This window comes from Arthrobacter sp. P1_C12_2 (genome assembly GCF_056406415.1).
On the sequence record NZ_JBFUAF010000023.1, the window covers coordinates 38,943 to 57,997 of the forward strand.

General features: G+C 63.6%; 20 protein-coding genes. 6 read left to right on the forward strand and 14 right to left on the reverse strand.

Translation table 11 applies throughout. From position 1 onward, the window contains the following. Positions 1–126: 126 nt before the first annotated feature. From arr to AC1DZQ_RS19840, 7 genes are all read right to left on the reverse strand, one after another. Positions 127–537 carry an NAD(+)--rifampin ADP-ribosyltransferase gene (arr, locus tag AC1DZQ_RS19810; RefSeq protein WP_476965104.1) on the reverse strand — a complete coding sequence of 137 codons (411 nt, stop codon included), beginning with the start codon at positions 535–537 and terminating at the stop codon, positions 127–129. 161 nt (positions 538–698) lie between these two features. Beyond that, complete coding sequence (locus tag AC1DZQ_RS19815; protein WP_476965105.1) at positions 699–845, reverse strand: lmo0937 family membrane protein; 147 nt, start codon at positions 843–845, stop codon at positions 699–701. 187 nt (positions 846–1,032) lie between these two features. After that, positions 1,033–1,224 carry a hypothetical protein gene (locus AC1DZQ_RS19820; protein ID WP_476965106.1) on the reverse strand — a complete coding sequence of 64 codons (192 nt, stop codon included), beginning with the start codon at positions 1,222–1,224 and terminating at the stop codon, positions 1,033–1,035. Positions 1,225–1,324: 100 nt separating this feature from the next. Continuing rightward, positions 1,325–1,693, reverse strand: coding sequence for a hypothetical protein (locus AC1DZQ_RS19825; RefSeq protein ID WP_476965107.1), 369 nt, complete (start codon positions 1,691–1,693; stop codon positions 1,325–1,327). Between the two features lie 269 nt (positions 1,694–1,962). Then, positions 1,963–2,538 carry a GNAT family N-acetyltransferase gene (locus AC1DZQ_RS19830; protein ID WP_476965144.1) on the reverse strand — a complete coding sequence of 192 codons (576 nt, stop codon included), beginning with the start codon at positions 2,536–2,538 and terminating at the stop codon, positions 1,963–1,965. Beyond that, on the reverse strand, positions 2,535–2,678 hold the full coding sequence (locus AC1DZQ_RS19835) for a GNAT family N-acetyltransferase (RefSeq protein ID WP_476965108.1): 144 nt from the start codon (positions 2,676–2,678) through the stop codon (positions 2,535–2,537). The genes AC1DZQ_RS19830 and AC1DZQ_RS19835 overlap by 4 nt, the downstream gene beginning before the upstream one ends. Before the next feature lie 319 nt (positions 2,679–2,997). Continuing rightward, positions 2,998–3,294 (reverse strand): hypothetical protein, encoded by a 297-nt coding sequence (locus tag AC1DZQ_RS19840; RefSeq protein WP_476965109.1) that lies wholly within the window; start codon positions 3,292–3,294, stop codon positions 2,998–3,000. Between the two features lie 357 nt (positions 3,295–3,651). Between AC1DZQ_RS19840 and AC1DZQ_RS19845 the strand changes: the two genes are divergently transcribed. The 3 genes from AC1DZQ_RS19845 (at position 3,652) to AC1DZQ_RS19855 (ending at position 6,247) form a co-directional block, all read left to right on the forward strand. Then, a complete protein-coding gene (locus tag AC1DZQ_RS19845; protein WP_476965110.1) occupies positions 3,652–3,933 on the forward strand; it encodes a hypothetical protein in 282 nt (93 codons plus the stop codon). Positions 3,934–4,975: 1,042 nt separating this feature from the next. Next, on the forward strand, positions 4,976–5,401 hold the full coding sequence (locus AC1DZQ_RS19850; protein ID WP_476965111.1) for a YybH family protein: 426 nt from the start codon (positions 4,976–4,978) through the stop codon (positions 5,399–5,401). Between the two features lie 366 nt (positions 5,402–5,767). Next, the gene (locus AC1DZQ_RS19855) at positions 5,768–6,247 is read left to right on the forward strand and encodes a hypothetical protein (RefSeq protein WP_476965112.1); all 480 of its coding nucleotides are present in this window, start codon (positions 5,768–5,770) and stop codon (positions 6,245–6,247) included. A gap of 724 nt (positions 6,248–6,971) precedes the next feature. Here the strand turns inward: AC1DZQ_RS19855 and AC1DZQ_RS19860 are convergent. Next, complete coding sequence (locus AC1DZQ_RS19860; protein ID WP_476965113.1) at positions 6,972–7,550, reverse strand: GNAT family N-acetyltransferase; 579 nt, start codon at positions 7,548–7,550, stop codon at positions 6,972–6,974. A 141-nt stretch (positions 7,551–7,691) separates the two neighbouring features. On the opposite strand from AC1DZQ_RS19860, the gene AC1DZQ_RS19865 reads away from it, so the two are divergent. Further along, complete coding sequence (locus AC1DZQ_RS19865) at positions 7,692–7,886, forward strand: hypothetical protein (RefSeq protein WP_476965114.1); 195 nt, start codon at positions 7,692–7,694, stop codon at positions 7,884–7,886. A gap of 313 nt (positions 7,887–8,199) precedes the next feature. Here the strand turns inward: AC1DZQ_RS19865 and AC1DZQ_RS19870 are convergent, their stop codons facing one another. From AC1DZQ_RS19870 to AC1DZQ_RS19895, 6 genes are all read right to left on the reverse strand, one after another. Next, entirely contained in the window at positions 8,200–8,349 is a 150-nt protein-coding gene (locus tag AC1DZQ_RS19870) for a hypothetical protein (protein WP_476965115.1), read from the reverse strand. Between the two features lie 104 nt (positions 8,350–8,453). Further along, a complete protein-coding gene (locus tag AC1DZQ_RS19875) occupies positions 8,454–10,757 on the reverse strand; it encodes an exo-beta-d-1,3/1,6-glucosidase (protein ID WP_476965116.1) in 2,304 nt (767 codons plus the stop codon). Between the two features lie 35 nt (positions 10,758–10,792). Continuing rightward, the gene (locus AC1DZQ_RS19880; RefSeq protein ID WP_476965117.1) at positions 10,793–13,153 is read right to left on the reverse strand and encodes an alpha-L-rhamnosidase-related protein; all 2,361 of its coding nucleotides are present in this window, start codon (positions 13,151–13,153) and stop codon (positions 10,793–10,795) included. A 118-nt stretch (positions 13,154–13,271) separates the two neighbouring features. Further along, positions 13,272–14,540 (reverse strand): ABC transporter substrate-binding protein, encoded by a 1,269-nt coding sequence (locus AC1DZQ_RS19885; RefSeq protein ID WP_476965118.1) that lies wholly within the window; start codon positions 14,538–14,540, stop codon positions 13,272–13,274. Between the two features lie 82 nt (positions 14,541–14,622). Then, a complete protein-coding gene (locus tag AC1DZQ_RS19890) occupies positions 14,623–15,441 on the reverse strand; it encodes a carbohydrate ABC transporter permease (RefSeq protein WP_476965119.1) in 819 nt (272 codons plus the stop codon). Then, on the reverse strand, positions 15,438–16,295 hold the full coding sequence (locus tag AC1DZQ_RS19895) for a carbohydrate ABC transporter permease (RefSeq protein WP_476965120.1): 858 nt from the start codon (positions 16,293–16,295) through the stop codon (positions 15,438–15,440). Before AC1DZQ_RS19895 ends, AC1DZQ_RS19890 begins: the two co-directional genes overlap by 4 nt. A 428-nt stretch (positions 16,296–16,723) precedes the next feature. On the opposite strand from AC1DZQ_RS19895, the gene AC1DZQ_RS19900 reads away from it, so the two are divergent. After that, a complete protein-coding gene (locus AC1DZQ_RS19900) occupies positions 16,724–17,782 on the forward strand; it encodes a LacI family DNA-binding transcriptional regulator (RefSeq protein ID WP_476965121.1) in 1,059 nt (352 codons plus the stop codon). 88 nt (positions 17,783–17,870) lie between these two features. Beyond that, positions 17,871–18,851, forward strand: a complete 981-nt coding sequence (locus AC1DZQ_RS19905) for an acetylxylan esterase (protein ID WP_476965122.1) — start codon at positions 17,871–17,873, stop codon at positions 18,849–18,851. Positions 18,852–19,055: the final 204 nt, after the last annotated feature.

Genomic DNA, 19,055 nt, shown 5'->3' on the forward strand with positions numbered 1-19,055 from the left:
GACTCTACCCACTCCTTCGAATCGGGCAGCGGATCGTGCCTGCACGGTATCTGCGCGCGCTCCGCTGACCGTAGGCTCAATCCGGGTAGATCGCGCCACGACTTCCTAAAGGAGCGTTGATCCTCGTCAGTTGATGATTTCGCCTCGCTCATCCGCACGGAGTGCTGCCAGGCGTTCTTTCCACGCCTGGAGCGCTTCGGGCGCCTGTCGTGTCCAATCCGTGACTTCGCCGACGACCCTGAGCGGGGCACTGCTGCGATATGACCGGGTGGGGTTGCCAGGGAATTTCTTGTCGGTCACGTTCGGGTCGTCCTCGAATGCCCCGGTCGGCTCGACGGCGTAGACGCGCGGGGCGCCGTCACCCGCCGCGAGTTCCGCGGCGAGTCCCGCACCGTCCGGAAGAGCGGTGAAATAGATGTGATTCATCACGACTTCGGGACGGTAGTTCGACCTGAAGCCCGACCTAAGGAGATCACCGTCCCGGAGGTCGGCTTTCGTGCCGTGAAAGAACGGACCCTCGTCCAACAGTTGGCTCACAGCTCCAGCCTAATCCCACGACATCGCCGAACATTAGTAGACCGGCGGGGCAACGCCCCTCGGCAGTCCTGTCCCGGTGCGTTGTTTGGCTGGGCGTCATGGATGCCCTCCCGGCACTTGCCGATTGTTCGACAATTCGGCGGCGGGAACATAGTTTGTATTTACACGCGGGACCTGCCGCGGAGGAAGTGGAAGATCAGAACGACCACGGCAATTACCAGAAGCAGGTGAATGAACCCGCCGCCGATGCCTCCGAGCAGGCCGAGAAGCCAGAGAACAGCGATAATGATGGCTATCCAAAGCAACATGAGAGTCTCCCTAGTTTGTCTGCGGATGGAAATGCTGATTCTGCGCCCTGGCCGATCTGCGTATTCTGGCGCGCGGCGTTCCCTGAAACGGGCTCGCGCAGGTTCGGTCCGGATCCCCGTGCGGCCGCACCCGGCGCCGGCCCGGTCCGGTGCGGCGTGGGGCGGGGCTGATGCGGCCGGTTAGACGTCAGGAGATTTTTCCGTGGCCAGGGGGGTGTTCTGCGGCCAGGTGGTGTCCTTCCTTGAGATGGCGTGCGAGCTTTTCTTCAGCGGCTGCGCGCCGTTGCCCAATGGTGCGCATCTGGTGTGTGGTCAGGTCGTCGCGACGCGTCCACGGGGCGGCACGTTGCGCCGGCCCGGGTTCGGTGTGTTCGCTCATGACCGCATCGTCGCACACGATTTTTCTGGGCAAAAGGCACAATTTTGCAACGTCCGGAAGCGCCGGCGTTCCCCGACAGGTCGAGGAAACGGCCCGGGCTCTAGGCAGCCGGAGCCGCTGCCGGGCCGTTTCCTTCCGCGGGTTTCCGGCCGATCGGGGTGATTCCGTCGTCGACGTTCCTTTGGATCTCCTGGGGCAGCGTTGCGAGGGGGAGTTCCCKGTGGAGGATGTAGTCGCAGGCAGCGGGGCCGGTCATCGCCAGCCCGGTGCACAGGCCGCCGTGGCGGTCGGGCTGGATGTTCACTGCGCGCAGTCCGGCTCTGAAAGTTCTGGCTGGTGCGGGTGTGGTTCCCCGGAGGGAGCACCAGCTGAGGTAGAGGCCGTACAGCTCTTCCTGGGTGAGCCCGTCGGCGTCCTGGTTCCGGGCGATGCAGTCATTGACGAATTCGTGTAGCGGTGTCTTCAACATCTTGGCCTCCTGCGTCCGGCGGTTTAGCCGCTTAACTGGCACAGCTATCAAGGGGTGAAGCAAAACCATCCCGGCATGGCCGGGCACATAGAAAATTTAAGATGCCGGGCTGCGCGTGTCAAGCGGGACATATGCCTTGCCCTGAGTGCGAATCATGGACCACCGGCCGGTGCCTCCAAGGCCTCCAGAGCGTGCGCCCCGACGGTATCTCTGGAGACGTCACGGCCCGCGTTTTGTCTACGATCTGAAGGGCCCTCCAGAGGCAGTCATCACGAGAGAGCCACGCTGGTTCCGGGACGGGGCGGCACCGGGGTGTTGTTGATGACGGCGTCGGCCAGGTGTCTTCGACGAGCGAGTCGAGGTCCGCTCTGGTGACGCCGAAGTCTGCCATCCGCGCGGTCATGCCCACGTCGCGGGCGAGGGGCTAGGCGGAATCGCTCCGCCAGCAGCTCGTTGGCACCGGCGTCCGGGTACTGCACACCGCTCCCGGCCACGTGGACACACTCGGCGGCGAAGGCCCGAACGAGGCGCAACCCGGATTTCTCCATCACCCTTCGGGAGGCTGTGTTTACTGCCATGGTCGAGGCCACAACCCGCTGCACCCCGAACTCGGTGAACCCCTTGGCGATCAGGGCCCGCGATCCCTCCGTCGCGTGCCCCTTTCCCCAGGCCGCGTGGCGCAGGCGGTAGCCCAGTTCGGGCCGATCTTGTGGATCGTCGGGGCCTGGCCGGAAGTGGAACCAGCCGAGGAATTCCCCGGTCGTTTTCTCGAGCGCCGCCCAGAACCCGTAGCCGGGAAAGCGCTGGTAGTAGTCGAGGAATGCAGGGAGGAAGTCGCCTTCTATCTCACCCCAGGGGGGGTAGGGAGACCGCCGGTGATGTACCGCATCACGCGTGGATCGCTGTCCAGTTCCACGAGTAGTTCGGCATCGTCGGAGGTGAACTGCCGGAGCAGAAGTCGTTCAGTCTCCAGAAAGGTGAGCATGCAGACATTCTCACACCGGGGGAAGAACCTTCACATCGATCTGGGCGATTGAACTGCCGTCGCTGGCCGAGCGTCTGTCCATTGGGATTGGACCCTGACATCTGGCTACAGCGCAAGCGGCACAGCACCGAGGCACAGTTCGCCTAAACGCAAGCGTGGTTCGGCGGCAGGTGCAGAAGATCGTCTCAACTGCCGCTGCCCTGGCCACGCCCACGTTCAACCGCCTCCGGCCGCGAGTGAACAGCGGTTGCGGCTCCCAACTTCGACACTACGGAGCCCCCGGGCTGAAGCGGCCGGCCTTGCCCTGCAATACCAGGCTTCAGGCGCTATTCCCGGGAGTGTAGTAATTGTGCACGTCGTGGAAGGTCAGCTTGGGAGGCCCCGCGAAACCGGCCTTCACGCTCAGGGGCATGATCTTTTCCTGAGCGAAGGCATCGAACTGCTCGCGGCTCTCCCAGACATCGGTCACTTGCAGACCCTTCTCCGTCATCGTGGCCCAATGGGAAATGGACCCGACAGGACCCGGTCCGCCCGGAGTGAGCCCCATCAGCCTGTTGATCTCGTCGTACTGCTCGAGAGTCGTTCCGTCGAACTCCAAGATGACTGCAACAGCCATGACAAGCTCCCTGCGGGCGTGCAGGCCCGCAATGGGCGGCCTGCGAACGGATGAATACGCCCCTGTCTACGCCTGGCTCGCCAGATCCGTCAACAGGTCGAACTTACTCAGCGCCGCGGACCAGCGGTCCGCCCTGACGTGCCGTCTGTTCACGGTGCATTACATTCAAGGGTTGCTTGGCTCCGGATGAATAGTTGCCTTAAGCCGCAGCTGGTGGACACAGAATCGTTGGCATGAGTTTTCCCCATAGTCGCCGCCTGAAATTTCCGCTATGGCTGCCCCCGGCTGCGCCCGGGCCGGAAGATCCGCAAGCATCGCTGGAGGACAACCTCCGGCCACGGATCCACGGTGCAGAACATGACCATAATCGGCCAGCGGCCGCCCGAGGTCGAAACCAACGCAGAAGCCGGTCACTGGGAGGGGGACCTCATCCTTGGAACCGGTGCGGCCTCGGCCATGGTGACCCTGCGGGAACGGAAAACCCAGTTCGGCATCATCATCAACCTGCCCACTGACCACACAGCAGCCACCACCAGCGCGGCTCCGGCCAGCTGTATGTGCGGGGTGCTGATCATGCGTGTTCTCTTTTCTTCGGCCATGAGATGTCCGAAGGAGGCGCAACGCTATGCCGCTCATTGATTCCCAGTCTGCGACTTGCCCCGGATTTCGGTGCTCGGTCGAGGCTGTGCGCCGAGCCCGGACCAACGCACCGGAATGTAGGAACATCGGGCGGAATGAAGGCTGTCAGGGGACGGGACTCTCCGCGCCTCGAGGCGGCGGCATTCATCTGGATCGAACATCAAAGTGGTCAAAAAAGAGGGTGTGTACAAAGTACACACTTTGGGCTTCGGATCGGGTCTTACTGGTGCCGGACTGGGCCGGATTCCGCATGTTTCCGCGGGAATCCAGTGTTTGCGGGGGAGGGAATGCAGTTCGAGTCCCACCTCGGGCACGTGTTTTCCCTGTTCAGGGGCTTGTGGGCCGCTGAATGTGTACAAATCTCCTTTATGGGCCCCTGCGGGGCCCATTTTTGTTGGTGGTGGCTGGTCTGGCGGCTCCTTCTCTTGGCTTGGACAGCGGTGTTGCTGCGTACTCCTTCATAGCCGGGAGCGCTTGGAACTGCATGACTTGCAGAGACTTGGGGATCAAATCCTCATGATCATCCCTGTCGCCAGCCGGAACTCCTGGGAAACTCTCGTCATGACCTCGATGATGTCTCGAGCATCGGGGAGGCACCGGGCAAACCGCGAGGTTGGTGGCGACCAGATTGTCGCCGGCACGGATAGCAGCCAGGGGTTCGTTCGGTCCCGGCCGTTCTTGTTTCTGCCGGTCAGGCCGTGGTGGACATAGATCAGGCCCTCGGGGATACCCAGACCCGTAAGCGCCTTGCGCTGCCAGGTCCTGTTCGTTGGTGCAGACCCGGACGCAGCCAAATGATCTGCGCAGGCGGGTGCACCTGTCGCGATTGTCCAACCCGAGCGGGATAGTTTTGCGGCCGGGGTATGCGCGAATCCGGGATTCCAGTATCTGTATCGGACTTTCTCGCAGCGCCAGTGCGGGCGGATGGTGTCGCGGTGGGCGACCGACTTATGGACGCCGTTCCACCAATGAATGGAGCTGGGACCATCCGTCCCTTGCCTGCCTAGCAACCCCGATGTAGACATGAGATCGGAGGTGGGGCATGGACATTGGGCAGGTCATCGACCAATACCACTCGGGGATACACGTGTTTGCCGTGGGCGATCCGGAGCCGATCAAGGCAATGTACGCGCGGAGCGAGGACGTGCTTCTAGCGAATCCCTTCGGCGGCTCCTCGCGCGGCTGGGATTCGGTTTCACGGGCGCTCGACTTCGCTTCATCGAACTTCCGCGACGGCACGCCAGTTCGGTTTGAAGAAGTTTCCCGTTACGTCGGCGCAGATCTCGTCACGCTGTTCGAGCACGAGCATTGGGAGGCCAAGGTCGGCGGTCGCAACGAGCGGTCGTCCTTCGATTTGCGCGTCACGACCACTTTTCGCTTGGGGAGCGACGGATGGCAACTGGTCAGTCGCCACGCCGACCCGCTGACGACACCGCATCCCGACGGACCGATCCGCCCCACGAACTGAGTTCGGCGTTCCACGAAGGCGAGGCCGCGTGGAAGAATCTGATCGGACTGTTCCCGCCGATGCGACCCCGCCACATCTTCGACGTCGACGTGGATCTTGTGCAGACCTCTTGCGGTGTCGGTGTGCCGCTGTTCAAGTACGGCGAGTCAAGTACGGCGAGCAGCGCACACTTATAAACTATTGAGCCGCCGCCATGGGCGAGGACGGCCTAGGCGAGTATCAAGGCCAGACGAACCGCTTCAGCATCGACGGCTTCCCGAACACCAATAGCACAAGCACATAACAGTGTCCGGTAAAGGATCCCCGATCGGACGGCCGCACCTTCGGCACAGGCGGGAAGCTTCTGCGCTTAGGTAGGCTAAGCCCATGGCGTTGGGGGACGCGGCGCAGCCGCAGGCAGTTCGGTCACACAGAGTGGTCCTGGACGCGTACGCGTTCATCAAGGGCTGGCTCATCGCCACCTCGTTCTGGGTGGGCGTGGTACTGCTCCTGGTGGCGGCAGGCTATGGCGTGCCCGCCTCGCGGGACGGGACCGACGCCGGCCACGTGTGGGGCTTTTTGGGCATGGTGATTCTGTATGGCTTCGGAGTTTCCTTGGTGGTCGCGGCGCCATTGGCCTGGGTGTTGGCCTATCTTTTGCGCCCGGTCCGGAATCAATGGATCCACATCGGGGCCTTTTTCGCGGTGCCCACCCTCGGGTTCTGGATGCTGGGAAGCGTCCTGGGCTTCGGCTGGCAACCCTGGCTGCTGATCCCATGGGCCACTGTTGGCGCAGCGGCAGCCATCGGCCGTTGGGCAATCCGCAAAGACGCCCTTTCCTCGAACTCTGCAGCTAACCCGGTCTGACCGCCCGTTGCACGATCCCCATATGGACGCCGCCTGGCTTGAACTTCGAAGTGCTTATGCGTAGATTCCGGGATGAACGTCGGAGCGGTCGGCTACGAGGGTTTCCAGACGGGGATCATCCACGAGAGCCGAGACGCATTCTTTGGAACCAGCGACGTAGACAGAATCAGCGTAAAGATCATTTCCAACGCACCAGGTTTGGTCAGCCGGCCACCACCGCAAACTGCGTCTGGAGCGTTGTTCATCGAACGCCTCTGTTGCAGCCCCGACGGGTCCTTCGAGGAGGTACATCTCTCGCTCGGGAGGAAGGATAGGTCGGGCTCCTAAAGTCCCTTCGCGGCCAGGGCGCTGACTATTGGACGGAGCACCCTCCTCCCGCCTGGAGCAGCAACGGAGTCTCGACGTCCCGTGACCATGAAACTCAGCACCCAGCGCCGCTAAGGATTCCCCAATCGGACTCTCTCAAGCCCAACTCCCAAGGTTGTGCAGACGACTTCGGACATTCCGGGCAGACGACTTCGGAAACTGACATTTTGGAAGAGCGCTCCACCGGCCGCTGCAGTGGCCGGTGGCGGACCGGTTTACGGGGGACGCCGCGGCCCTGCCCGACCTCGCGACCCTCGCCGCTGTGATGTTTGCGCTGGCATGGCCTCGTGGAATCGCCTCAGAGTCTGTCGCGGACCTCGCTGCGGTTTCATATGTCCGGCCTACTGATACCGGCGGGTCACTGGGGACGAAAGCGGGAATCGTCGGCCTCCCATTCGTCTCGGGTGATCGCGTATTCGACGTCGCCGTGATCATTGCCCGGGACGGACACCGGCCAGTCGGCGATGAAGGCTCGCACGAGGCGCATCCCGGATTTCTCCATCACTCTTCGGGAGGCTGTGTTTACTGCCATGGTCGAGGCTACAACCCGTTGCACCCCTAACTCGGTGAACCCCTTGGCGATCAGCGCCCGCGATCCCTCTGTGGCGTGGCCCTTTCCCCAGGCCGCGTGGCGCAGCCGGTAGCCCAGTTCGGGCTGATCTTGTGGATCGTCGGGGCCTGGCCGGAAGTGGAACCAGCCGAGGAATTCCCCGGTCGTCTTCTCGAGCGCGGCCCAGAACCCGTAGCCGGGAAAGCGCTGGTAGTAGTCGAGGAATGCAGGGAGGAAGTCGCCTTCTATCTCGCCCCTGGAGGTGGGGATACCGCCGGTGATGTACCGCATCACGCGCGGATCGCTGTCCAGTTCCACGAGTAGTTCGGCATCGTCGGGGGTGAACTGCCGAAGCAGAAGTCGTTCAGTCTCCAGGAAGGTGAGCATGCAGACATTCTCGCACCGGGGGAAGACCCGTCACACCGATCGGGGCGGTCGGATTACCGTCGCTGGACGAGCGTACGGGCCATTGGGATTGGACCCTGACATCTGGCTACAGCGCAAGCGGCACAGCACCGAGGGGCACAGTTGGCCTACACCCAAGCGTGGTTCGGCGCGCAGGTGCAGAAGATCGTCTCAACTGCCGCTGCCCTGGCCACGTCCAAGTTCAACTGGCTCCGGCCCGAGGTCGAGACCCTGGTCCTGTTCGTTGGCCGCAGCCACCACCCTGACGAGTCGAGGACGTGCTGGAATACGTGCGCTGGTGGCATCCCGACGCGATGAGGAACAGCGTCGGGATGCTCGTGACCCACTGTTGTCGCCGCCGGACCCTCACCGGCGTGCCGGTGAGCGAGCGCAAAGCCATGCTCGCCGACGAGGGCATCCGCTGGTAGGAGCTGAATCAGGCTGAAAAGCAGGGGGACGTTCATTCGCCGCGTGCTGACCGAGCGGCCGGTGACCTACCTCCACAAGAAGAAGCAGGTCCTCAGGACCCTCGATGTGACGCGCCGCGAGTGAACGGCGGTTGCGGCTCCCAACTTCGACACCGAGGAGTCCCTGGACTGAAGCGGCCGGCCTTGCCCTGCAATACCAGGCTTCAGGCGCCGTTCCCGGGAGCGTAGTAATTGTGCACGTCGTGGAAGGTCAGCTTGGGTGGCCCCGCGAAACCGGCCTGCAGGCTGAGGGGCATGATCTTTTCCTGAGCGACGGCATCGAACTGCTCGCGGCTCTCCCAGACATCGGTCACTTGCAGACCCTTGTCCGTCATCGTGGCCCAATGGGAAATGGATCCGACAGGGCCCGGTCCGCCCGGAGTGAGCCCCATCAGCCTGTTTCGTGCAGCTCTGAGGACTAGACGGTGATGCGGAATCGGCCCGTGAGCATTTCCGGATCGCGGGAGTGCCGGCCGACAAGCAGCTCGAAGTCTCCGGGCTCGACGATCCGGTCGCCGTTCTGATCCACCAGTGAGCATGATGCCGCGGGAAGGCTCAAGTCCACGTCGACCGACTGCCCCGGCATGATCTGGACTTGGGTGAAGCATTTCAGCTCTCGTTCGGCCCAAGTCACGCTCGTCACGGTGTCCGCCACGTACACCTGCACGGTCTCGAGGGCGGGGCGCGTACCCGTGTTCGTAAGAGTCACCTTGGCCTCCACTCGCCCATCGGCGGTGACGGATTCCGTGAGGACGCGCAGATCGGCATATTCGACCGTGGTGTAGCTGAGGCCCTCGCCGAAAGCGAAAAGGGGGTCCTGGGAGAGATCGGCGTAGCGGTCGCCGTGTTGGCCGCGGACCTGGTTGTAGTAGATCGGCAGCTGGCCGGCGTGACGCGCGAAGGAGATCGGCAGCCGGCCGGTCGGTTCGATCAGTCCCAGGACGAGTTCGGCCACGGCCCGGCCGCCTTGCATTCCGGGGTTGAAGGCTTCGATGATCGCGGCGGCGTCGAGGATTGGTTGAGGCAGGATGGACGGCTTGGACTGCACGAGCACGACGACGACCGGGACACCGGTTGCAACGAGCCTGTCGATGAGCTCAATTTGGCCTCCCTGCAGTTCGAGGGTCGCTGTTGACTTGTGCTCGCCGGCGAGAGCCACGGTGTCGCCAACCACCGCGACGACGTAGTCGGCGTCGCGTGCTGCGGCGACCGCTTCCTGGAGCATCGACTCGTTGGATCCGGCCGCTACGAACAGCGGGGGACGGGGCTGCCCGTCGATGTACGTGGGCCCGGCGGGGTCCGGGACTAGATGCCCGATGTCGGCACCTCGGGTGTACGTGACGGACCAGTCCTCCGGGACGGTGGAGCGGAAGCCGTCGAGCGCGGTCGATGTCAGGTGGCGTGGATGTCCGTCGGGGAGCCAGTCAATCTGGCCGGAGGCGCCTGCCCAGTCCCCGAGCTGTGCGTGGGGATCGTCGGCGTTCGGGCCGATCACGGCAATGGTCCGGGGGGTTCCGTTTCCCTGGGCCCTTCCGGTTTCTACGCTGGGAAGTCCGCCTGCGAGCGGGAGCGTGCCGTCGTTGCTGAGCAGGACCAGGGACCGGCGGGCCAGCTCCAGGTTGATGGCGGCGTGTTCGGGTGAGCCGATGACCTTGGCCTGCTGGTCGGCGTCCGGTACGCGGGGATCTTCGAACAGGCCGAGTTCGAATTTGAGGGTGAGCAGGCGGCGAACGGCGTCATCGATGAGGCGCTCGTCGAGATCGCCCCGCGCCACGGCCTCCTGTGCTGCCTCGAAAAACTGCGGAGTGGTCATGACCAGGTCGTTGCCGGCGTCCACGGCTACGGTGGCTGCGTGGACGTCGTCTTCGCAGACCTTCTGCTCCCACACCATGCGGCCGACGTTGTCCCAGTCGGTCACCAGGGTGCCGGTGAATCCCCACTCGCCTTTCAGCACTTCATTGAGCAGCCATTTGTTGGCCGTGACGGGCACTCCGTCGATGGCCTGGTAGCCCAGCATGAAGGTACGGCATCCCGCCTCGACCGCTTCCTGGAACGGCGGCAGGAACCAGGAACGCAGCTTCCGCCTGCTGAGGTCCGCCTCGCTGGCATCACGGCCGCCCTGGGTTTCCGAGTAGCCCGCGAAATGCTTGGCCGTGGCGAGGATGGCGGTGCGGTCGGTGAGCCCCTGTCCCTGGTACCCGCGGATCATGGCTTTTCCAAGGGCGCCGATCAGGTGGGGGTCTTCGCCGAATGTCTCGTTGACGCGCCCCCAGCGCAGGTCGCGGCTGATGCAAAGGACGGGTGAGAACGTCCAGTGGAGTCCGGTGGAGGCAACCTCCACCGCCGTGGCCCGGGCTCCGCGTTCGACCAACCCGGAGTCCCAGGTACTCGCCATCGCCAGCTGGGTCGGGAAAATCGTGGCACCGGGCCAGAACGAGTGCCCGTGGATGCAGTCATCGGCCATCAGCAGCGGGATCTGCAGCCGGGTGGAGAGCACCAGCCGGCGCGCTTCCAGGATGCGTTCGGGGGAGGCGTGGAGGAGGGATCCCACGAGCTTTTGGGACACCAGAGCATCGAGGTCGCCGCGGGCGTCGAGCTGCAGCATCTGGCCCACCTTTTCCTCCAGCGTCATCCGGGCCAGGAGATCGTTCACCCGGTCCGGGATGGGCAGGGCGGGGTTAGTGAACGGGGCGGTGCGGAGGTCGCTGTGCGCGAGTGTCATGGGATTCTCGTTTCTTGTCGCCTGTCGGCAGGTCGTTAGAGCGTGAAAGTCAGGGTCCGTTGGTCGGTGTCGACCTGCTCCGTGAGATCGGAGGCGGCATCGGCAAGTTGCAGCCCCATCGCCAGCGGTGCGGATACCGTCACCCTGCGAAGGCCGTCGGTTGCCCGCTTCCACCGAACGGTGATCAGCCCGTGCGGGGTGGGAACGGTGCCCTCGGCCCAGTCGAGGTCACTCGGGGCCGGGTCAATGGCCGCGCTGGCGAACCCGGGCGATGCGGGCCGGACGCCGAGGACGTAACGGGGGAAATGCTGCAGGGGCACGCTTCCCCAGGCATGGCAGTCGCTGCGGAGGCTTACTGCGTCCTCGGCCCAGGTGGTGAGGTTCATGGCCAGCATCTCTTCCCAGGGTTTCCAGTCGATCCGGTCGTGGACCTGGGCGCAGCGGAGAGCGTCGAAGAGATCGAGGGCGGTCGCATAGGAGCAGGGGGCCAGCTCTCCGTCGGCCGTCGCCCGGCGGAGCAGGTCGGCCGCGTGGTCGCCTTTCACGGCGCCGGAGAGGACGGCCCACATCTGGGCGTGGACGCTCTGTGGCCGCCCGCGGTCGGTGTCGCGGAAGTATCCCGTCTCCTCGTCCCAGCCCGGGCCGGATGAGATGAGGGTGGTAAGGGCGTCGGCCCGGGAGGCGTACTCGTGGGAGAGCCCGGTCCGGCCGCAAAAGCGCGCGACGGATGCTGCCGAGCGCAGTGCCGCGATGTACATAAAGGTGACGATGGTGTTCGCCCGGCGGGGCCCAAGCTCCGGCACGCCTCTGGTCCCGCGCCAGGCTTCGGTCCAATCGACGAAGTTCCACAGTGCCCCGCCGTCCCCGGCGGAGATGACGAAGCCGTCCGGGGACAGCCTGTCATCGAAGTACCCGAGCACCGCATCGATCCTGCCAATGTAGCGTTCGGTGAAGGAGCGGTCCCCGACGTGATCGACGTGGTCCGCGACCATCCTGATCCAGTACAGCGAGAAGCCCGGGATGAACTGCGGTTCGACGCTCGGGGAGCGGCTCTCGGTCAGCCCGGCCGGGTCTCCGGAGGCGGCGAAGTCTTCGATGGCCCGCCTGACCAGCCGGTCGTCCGCGGACAGGTGGAGGGAAAATAGGGCCTGGGACCTGGTGTCCATGGCGTATTGCAGCTGTTCGTAGAAAGGGCAGTCTTCAAACGTTTCATGCATGCAGTTCAGGAGGGTCCGGATGCTGACGTCCCAGAGCGTCCGATCCAGGCCGGAGGACGAGGCGAAGGACCCGCTGATGTCCAGGGGATAGTGCGTTCTGGTGAGGGTAAGCGGCCGGAGCCGGACGGCGACTTCCGCGGTGGTGATCCGAAGCCGCAGGTATCGGAATGTCCTGAACCAGAAGGGCGCGAACTTCTCCGGGCGCTCCGGTGTTCCGCTTCCCGAGATGAGGTAGCGGTCCGGGTCACCGTGCAGGTCGCCATTGACGTGATCGGTGCGGTCGGCTTTGCGCCGCAGCCAGGGGACTTCGGTCGGGGGTTGCTCGTAGCACTCCGCGGCGGTGATCTCGAGGCGCGCGCCGCGGCCCGACTCGACGGAGGCCGAAAGGAACGCGGTCATGAGGAAGCCGGCGTCGAGATCGACGCTGACGTCGGTCCCTGAAGGGATGTCGACGGCGTCGCCCCGCAGGAGCCGGGCCCAATCGATCCCGGGGCCCGACGTAGTGGTGACATCGGCAATCGGCATGGGGTCGAGGGTGAGGTGGGGGATCGGCCTGTCCGCGAGTACCGGCCGGGGGAGGGCACTGAACGGTTCCAGGCTGTCCTGGACCGGAATCCGCCAGTGCGAATCGTCGAAGTCGCGTTCCAGCCAGTCATGTTCGCTGGCGTCGCCGTCAACGAATTCCTGAATGCCGAGGAAGAGCGTGTTGCGGCCCTGCTGGAAATGCCGTCCGCGCACCGAACGGCACTTCCATGCCGCCGGCGCAGAGAGGTCTTCGTTGCCGATTGTTCCCCTGACCAGCAGCCCGGGCCTGCCAGTGCGCAGGACGGAAGCGTTCCCGAGCGCCGAGGCTGAATAGGACACGACATCGATTCCAATGATGTTCTCCCCGGCAACAAGGCAGTGTGTGACATCAACGGTGTCGGCGAACCAGGTCCGGCCGGAGGGCTTGGCGGGTCCGGCCGCAACGAATACGCCATTGACGCTCAGCCGGTACCGCGAGTCGGCGGCAATGTGCAGCCGGGCGGGGGTGGCGGAGGGCGAGTCGATGCTGATACGGGCGCGGAACCTCATGGAGGAGGCTACGCCGCTGCGGGACGGCTCAACCGGGTCCATGGACAGTTCGAACCATGGACCGTCCAGGTCCTCCCTGATGATGGTTTGCTCTTCTTGAACCAATTCGGGATTCTTCATTTCTTATCGACTGTCATGGTGTTGTCCGGGGGAGCGTGTGTTTCACGGCTCGGGTGGCGGGGACGGGGCATCCATCACCGGTGAACGCCCCGTCCTGGTCCTGCTACTTCAGTGCAGCGGTGAAGGCATCCTGCATCGATGTCAGCACGTCCTTGGGCGCCTTGGAGCCGCCCAGCATTTCCTGGATGCCTGTCAGGTGCAGGTTCTGGACCTGGGGTGAGGGCCAGTCAACGTCCGGGAACGGGGTCGCCTTGCCATCCTTGACGAAGGGAACTTCGAGTTTGTTGATCTCGTTGGACTCGATCTCTCCGTTCGGTGCTATGCCGAATTTGTCGGCGTTCATGGCGCTTCCTTCCTTGCCGGCGAGGAATTCGACGAATTTCTTGGCTCCGCTGGCGTTCTTGGCCTTGGCGTTGACGCCCCAGCCCACACCGAGGCCGAAAGCCAGCCGTGTATCGGCTGCGTTGTCAGTGGCCGGAAGAGGTGCCAGCTGAACGTTCAAATCCGGGTTGGCTTTCTGCATGGAGTTGGCCATGGTGGAAATCTGGATGGCGCCGAGCGCGCGGCCGTCAGCAACCATTGCGGTCTGGTTGTCCACGGAAGTACCCAGGGCGTCCTTGTTGAAGCAACCCTTGTCGAACATCTCCTTGTACTTGGTCATGGAATCCAGCCAGCCGCTGTCCTGGAATGTCACTTCCTTGTTCAGCTGCTTCTGGTTGAAGTCCGGGTCCTTGGCATACACCTCGCTGGCGGCCAGCGCGTAGGTGACGAGCTGGGTGACCCACTGCGTCTGGGCGCCCAGGGCGTAAGCGACCTTGCCCGCCTTCTGTGCGTCCGCGCAGAAGTTCAGGACTTCGGAGTACGTGGTGGGGATCTTCAGGCCGGCGTCCTGCAGGGCCTTGGCGTTGTAGACGCCGCCCAGGGTGTTGGCGGCGGCCACGTCCGTGAACATGTACCGCTTGCCTTCATAGCTGGTGGCGGAAGTCGTTGAGTCAGGTTGGCTGGCGGCCCAGCCCTCTCCGGAGAGGTCAGCGAGGTAGCCGTTCTTGGCCAGGGACCGCACGGCAGTGGCGTTACCGCTTCCGGGAAAGACGTTCAGGACGTCGGTGGCCGTGCCCGCCGAGAGCCGGGTGCCCATCTGCTGGTTGTAGCTGTCGGTCGGGATGATGGTGTACGCGACCGTCAGGTCCGGGTTGAGCTCGTGGAACTTGTCGGCGATTGCCTTCCACTTGTCGTCGGAGCCGGACAGCCGGGCTACGGTGACAGTGCCCGAACCGGAGTTGGCTGCTGGGGCGTTCGAGGAACACCCCGCCAGGGTGATGCCGACGGCGGCAATCGCGCCGAGGGCGGTGAGGACTTTCTTGTGACGCATGGTTCTCCCTTGAAGTGCGGGTTTGGGGTCATTGGAGCTGGGGTGGAGCAGGCTGGGCGGGGACGTTGTGCGCGTCGTCCGCTCAACCCTTCAGCCCTCCTGCGAAGCCCTTGATGATGCTGCGCTGCAGGAGGAAGTAGAAGATCAGGAGGGGGGTCACGCCAATGATGAGGGCAGCGAAGATGGTGCCCCACTGGTTGACGTACTGTCCCGTGAACGAGTAGATGGCAATCGGTATCGTGTTCGTCCCGCTGCCTGAGAGGTAGAGCAGCGGGGTGAAGAAGTCGTTCCACACGGTAATCGTGTTGAGGATGACGACAGTGCCGGTGATGGGCCGCATCAGGGGGAAGACGATCTGCCAGAAGACCCGGAACGGGCTGCCGCCATCCAGGGTGGCGGCCTCCTCGAAGTCAAGGGGCAGGGACCGCAGGAACTGTACGTAGAGAAAGATCGAGAACGGCATTTGGGCGCCGACATAGATGATGACCAGGCCCCAGATCGATCCGATGAGTTGCAGGTCGCGGAACGTTGTGTAGAGCGGGATGAGCGCCAGCAGGCTCGGAATCAGGAGCCCGCCCAGGAAGAACGCGTAGGTGAGCTTTGACCAGGTCCGGGATATGCGTGCCAGCGGGTAGGCGGCGGAGGCACTGATCACGACGACCAGGAAGACTGATACGACGGTGATGACGATGTTGTTGACCATCGCCGGTCCGAGGCCGCCGTTGACCCATGCTGTCACGAAGTTGTCGAAGGACGGGTTGGCGACGGGGGTGAGGGATGTCGTCACTCCTTCTGATTTAAGTGCTGTGTTGAGCAGCACGTAGACGGGAGCGGCAAACAGGAGAGCCACGAGGATCATCACAACTTCAAGGGCCCCTGTTTYGAGGGTGTAGCGCTTCATTTGTCTTCTCCTCGGCGGAGCAGGGTGAACTGGATGAGGGAGGCGACCGCGACGAAGGCGGTCAAAACGAGGGTCAGGGCGGTGCTGTATCCGAACAGCTGGAACTGGAAGGCGTCCTTGTAAGCGATTGTGCTGAGGCTCTCGGTGGCGCTGCCGGGTCCGCCCTGGGTCATGATCAGCACCTGGTCGAAAAGCTTGAGGCCGCCGATCAGGGACAGCATCAGGTTGATCGTGATCGAAGGAGCGAGCAGGGGCCGGGTGATGTTCCAGAACGTCTTGAATGATCCGGCGCCGTCGAGGCTTGCGGCCTCGTAGACGTCCTCCGGGATGCTCTGGAGGCCGGCCAGGAAGATCACCATGGAGTAGCCGGCGAACTGCCACACCACTACCGAAATGATCGCGGGCAGCGCCAGCTGCGCGTTGCCCAGCCAGTCCTGCGCGAGGAAGTCCAGCCCGACCGCCCGGAGTGCGGTGTTCAACGCACCCTGTGGAGCGAGGATGTACTGCCACAAATTGGCGACAACCAGAGGCGTCACGACGGCGGGGGCGAAGAACAGCACGCGCAGCCAGTTGCGGCTCCGGATCGCTGAGTTGACCCCCAGAGCCAGAAGCAGGCCGACAAAGTTCTGCACGACCATGATGCCGACAGCATAGAGCGCGGTGTTGAGGATCGATGCGCCGGCCGCGGAGTCCCTGAACACCCGGACGAAGTTATCCAGCCCGACGAAGTTGAACTGGGGCGACAGCCCGTCCCAGTCGGTCAGGGCGTAGAAAGCCCCGCGCCAGCTGGGGATCACGACTATGACGGTGAAGACGGCGGCCGCGGGGAGAAGGAACCACCAGGGGGCCTTCACACGGGCACCGCCACGGCCAAGGGAAGGCAGACGCCGTCTTCGAGCCGTGGCAGGCCCAGGCGGCGCTATTTCAAAGGACCGGGCGTCCTCAGCAGGGGGGCGTGCGAGTTCACGTTGCGTCATCGCATTGTCCATTCTCTTCGTTGAGGACTAGCCGCTCGGAGCGGCTGTAACCTAAGGTGTGAATCGTTTCACTGGCAGCTGCGCAGGAAACCGACCATTCGTCAGGGGGAGGGGTTCGTCCAGTTTCCAAAATTACTGATAGCACGTTCTACGTGAAATGCTCGGTCTTTGTGGACCTAGGCTCGTAGTACGTTATACACTTCTTATAGCGTAGATCACATTTACTGGATCTGCCAAGTGGTTCTGACTGGAATATGTCAAGAAGGGATGTTGAGCGTGAATGCAGTCGAATGGGAGGATGTGCGATGAGTACGGCTTCCACTAGCAAACGGCCCACGATTGTGGACGTCGCTCGTCATGCGGGTGTATCTACCGCTGCCGCGTCCAAAGTGCTCCGCGATGCCTACGGCGTCAGCCCCGAGATGAAGATCAAAGTTCAGGCTTCCATGAAGGCTCTTGGCTATAGGCCACTGGCGTCAGCCCGAGGCATGCGCGGACGAACTCACACTGTCGCCGTCGTGGTGGCCGACCTCCACAATGAGTTTTCGTCCTTGCTGGTTGAGGGCATCCGGAGGGAGTCTGAACGGCAAAAGTATCGGCTGCTGGTAGCTCCGGCGGGCTCCGGCAAAGAGGCTCAGGACCGGATGGTCGAAGATCTGATCGACCGGGGCATGGACGGGATTGTGCTGATTTCTCCACTGGGAACGGATGAAGAACTGGAGGGTCTCGCCAGGACGCTCCCGGTGGTGGTCCTCGGCCGCCACGGGTCCAGCCCCGCCTTCGACTCGGTGGCAGTGGACGACTTTGTGGCTGCCGGGATCGTTGTCGATCACCTGGTGGGGCTCGGGCATCGGCGCATCGCCTACATCAATCACGAAACGAACGGCGGGAACGATGCCCGCCTGCCGGAAGAGGTCCGCGTACGCGGATACGTCGATGCGATGATCCGTCATGGCCTCGGCGAGGGGATTGACATTGTCCAGTCACAGTGGAGCCAGGAGGGTGGTGAACAATCGGGCAGGTCGATCTTGTCCCGGCCCGAGAGGCCTACCGCTATCTTTGCCGGCGCTGACGTGGCCGCGCTCGGGATACTTACCGCGTTATGGACTGCGGGAATCAACGTGCCCGCTGAAATGTCGGTGGCCGGCTTCGACAACATCTTCACCACCTCATTGGCGCCGATCTCGATGACCACCGTCGATCAGTCGGGCCTGGACATGGGCGCCGCCGCGGGGCGAATGCTGCTGGAGCGGGTCGGAGGCCGCACAGAGCCTGTGCACACGCTGATGCAGGCAACCCTCATCGCGCGGAAGACCACCGCGGCGCCGGCGCATTCCATGGTCGGCGGAAGCACCGGCCTTTAGGAGACGTCGTTGGCATGTCGGAACACCGCCATGGACGCCGTTCCACCACTACATTCCATCCTCGATGCTCAGAAAGGCACCGCCAGCCATGGCTCTTTTTGACCTTCCCCTAGCCGAGCTGCGGGAATACACCGGATCCGGCTCCGAACCGCATGATTTCGACGAGTTCTGGCGCCGGACTCTAACTGAAGCCCGCGCTTTCGAGGGAACACCGACTCTGACTAAGGTCGAATCGAACCTCACGACAGTTGACGTCTTCGACGTGCGTTTTCCCGGCTTCGGCGGCCAGCCCATCGCGGCCTGGCTGCAGGTCCCGCGCGTTACCGACGGTCCGCTGCCGACCGTCGTCGAGTACGTCGGTTATGGCGGAGGCCGCGGGTATCCGGAGGATGCGCTGCTGTGGGCATCCAGCGGCTTCGCGCATTTCAAGATGGACACCCGTGGACAGGGCTCCGTCTGGTCCGTCGGAGAGACTGGGGACACGGGGGCGACGGGGCCTGCGCACCCCGGCTTCATGACGAGGGGAATCCTGGACCGTGAGGACTACTACTATCGCCGGCTCATTACCGATGCTGTACGGGCGGTGGACGCTGTCCGTTCGCTCCCTTTCGTCGATGCCACCCGCGTGAGTGTCGCCGGACAGAGCCAGGGCGGGGGAGTCGCGCTGACGGCAGCCGGCCTCATTCCCGATCTCATATCCGTGATTGCGCTAGTTCCCTTCCTCTGCGACTTCCCGCGTGCTGTGGAGATCACGGACCAGCACCCCTACGGAGAGATTGCCGCGTTCCTGAAGGCTCGCCGCGAAGATGCCGAAACGGCAATGGCAACGCTGGCGAACTTCGATAGTGTCTTCTTCGCCCGCCGCGCGACGGCCCCGCTCTTCATGTCGGCCGCATTGATGGACATCACTTGCCCGCCCTCGACGGTATACGCGGCCTACAACAACTACGGGTCAGCCGAAAAATTCCTCCAGGTATGGCCCTTCAACGGCCACGAGGGCGGAGGCACCCTTGACTGGCGCAAAGCGGTCGCTCACGCACTCGCGCACTCTACGCCGGCGGAAGACTGACCGTCGGATCGCCGCCTCCTGGCCGGGGCGCCGGACATGGCCGGCTGACGCGGCCACGGAGATAACACCAGCATCGTCGATGAGGCGCCATATCTCGACGAAGAGACGCATCCCTTGAAGTGGGATGCGGTGCTCTGCTGCAGTGCTCTGGAACGGCGAATTTGGGTGTGTACATTGTCCACACTTCGGGCTTCGGATCGGGTC

Excerpts from the sequence above, each read along its gene's own strand:
- AC1DZQ_RS19815 (WP_476965105.1), bottom strand. The coding sequence starts at position 845 with ATGTTGCTTTGGATAGCCATCATTATCGCTGTTCTCTGGCTTCTCGGC.
- AC1DZQ_RS19820 (WP_476965106.1), bottom strand. The coding sequence starts at position 1,224 with ATGAGCGAACACACCGAACCCGGGCCGGCGCAACGTGCCGCCCCGTGG.
- AC1DZQ_RS19835 (WP_476965108.1), bottom strand. The coding sequence starts at position 2,678 with ATGCTCACCTTTCTGGAGACTGAACGACTTCTGCTCCGGCAGTTCACC.
- AC1DZQ_RS19840 (WP_476965109.1), bottom strand. The coding sequence starts at position 3,294 with ATGGCTGTTGCAGTCATCTTGGAGTTCGACGGAACGACTCTCGAGCAG.
- AC1DZQ_RS19845 (WP_476965110.1), top strand. The coding sequence starts at position 3,652 with ATGACCATAATCGGCCAGCGGCCGCCCGAGGTCGAAACCAACGCAGAA.
- AC1DZQ_RS19850 (WP_476965111.1), top strand. The coding sequence starts at position 4,976 with ATGGACATTGGGCAGGTCATCGACCAATACCACTCGGGGATACACGTG.
- AC1DZQ_RS19855 (WP_476965112.1), top strand. The coding sequence starts at position 5,768 with ATGGCGTTGGGGGACGCGGCGCAGCCGCAGGCAGTTCGGTCACACAGA.
- AC1DZQ_RS19860 (WP_476965113.1), bottom strand. The coding sequence starts at position 7,550 with ATGCTCACCTTCCTGGAGACTGAACGACTTCTGCTTCGGCAGTTCACC.
- AC1DZQ_RS19875 (WP_476965116.1), bottom strand. The coding sequence starts at position 10,757 with ATGACACTCGCGCACAGCGACCTCCGCACCGCCCCGTTCACTAACCCC.
- AC1DZQ_RS19885 (WP_476965118.1), bottom strand. The coding sequence starts at position 14,540 with ATGCGTCACAAGAAAGTCCTCACCGCCCTCGGCGCGATTGCCGCCGTC.
- AC1DZQ_RS19900 (WP_476965121.1), top strand. The coding sequence starts at position 16,724 with ATGAGTACGGCTTCCACTAGCAAACGGCCCACGATTGTGGACGTCGCT.
- AC1DZQ_RS19905 (WP_476965122.1), top strand. The coding sequence starts at position 17,871 with ATGGCTCTTTTTGACCTTCCCCTAGCCGAGCTGCGGGAATACACCGGA.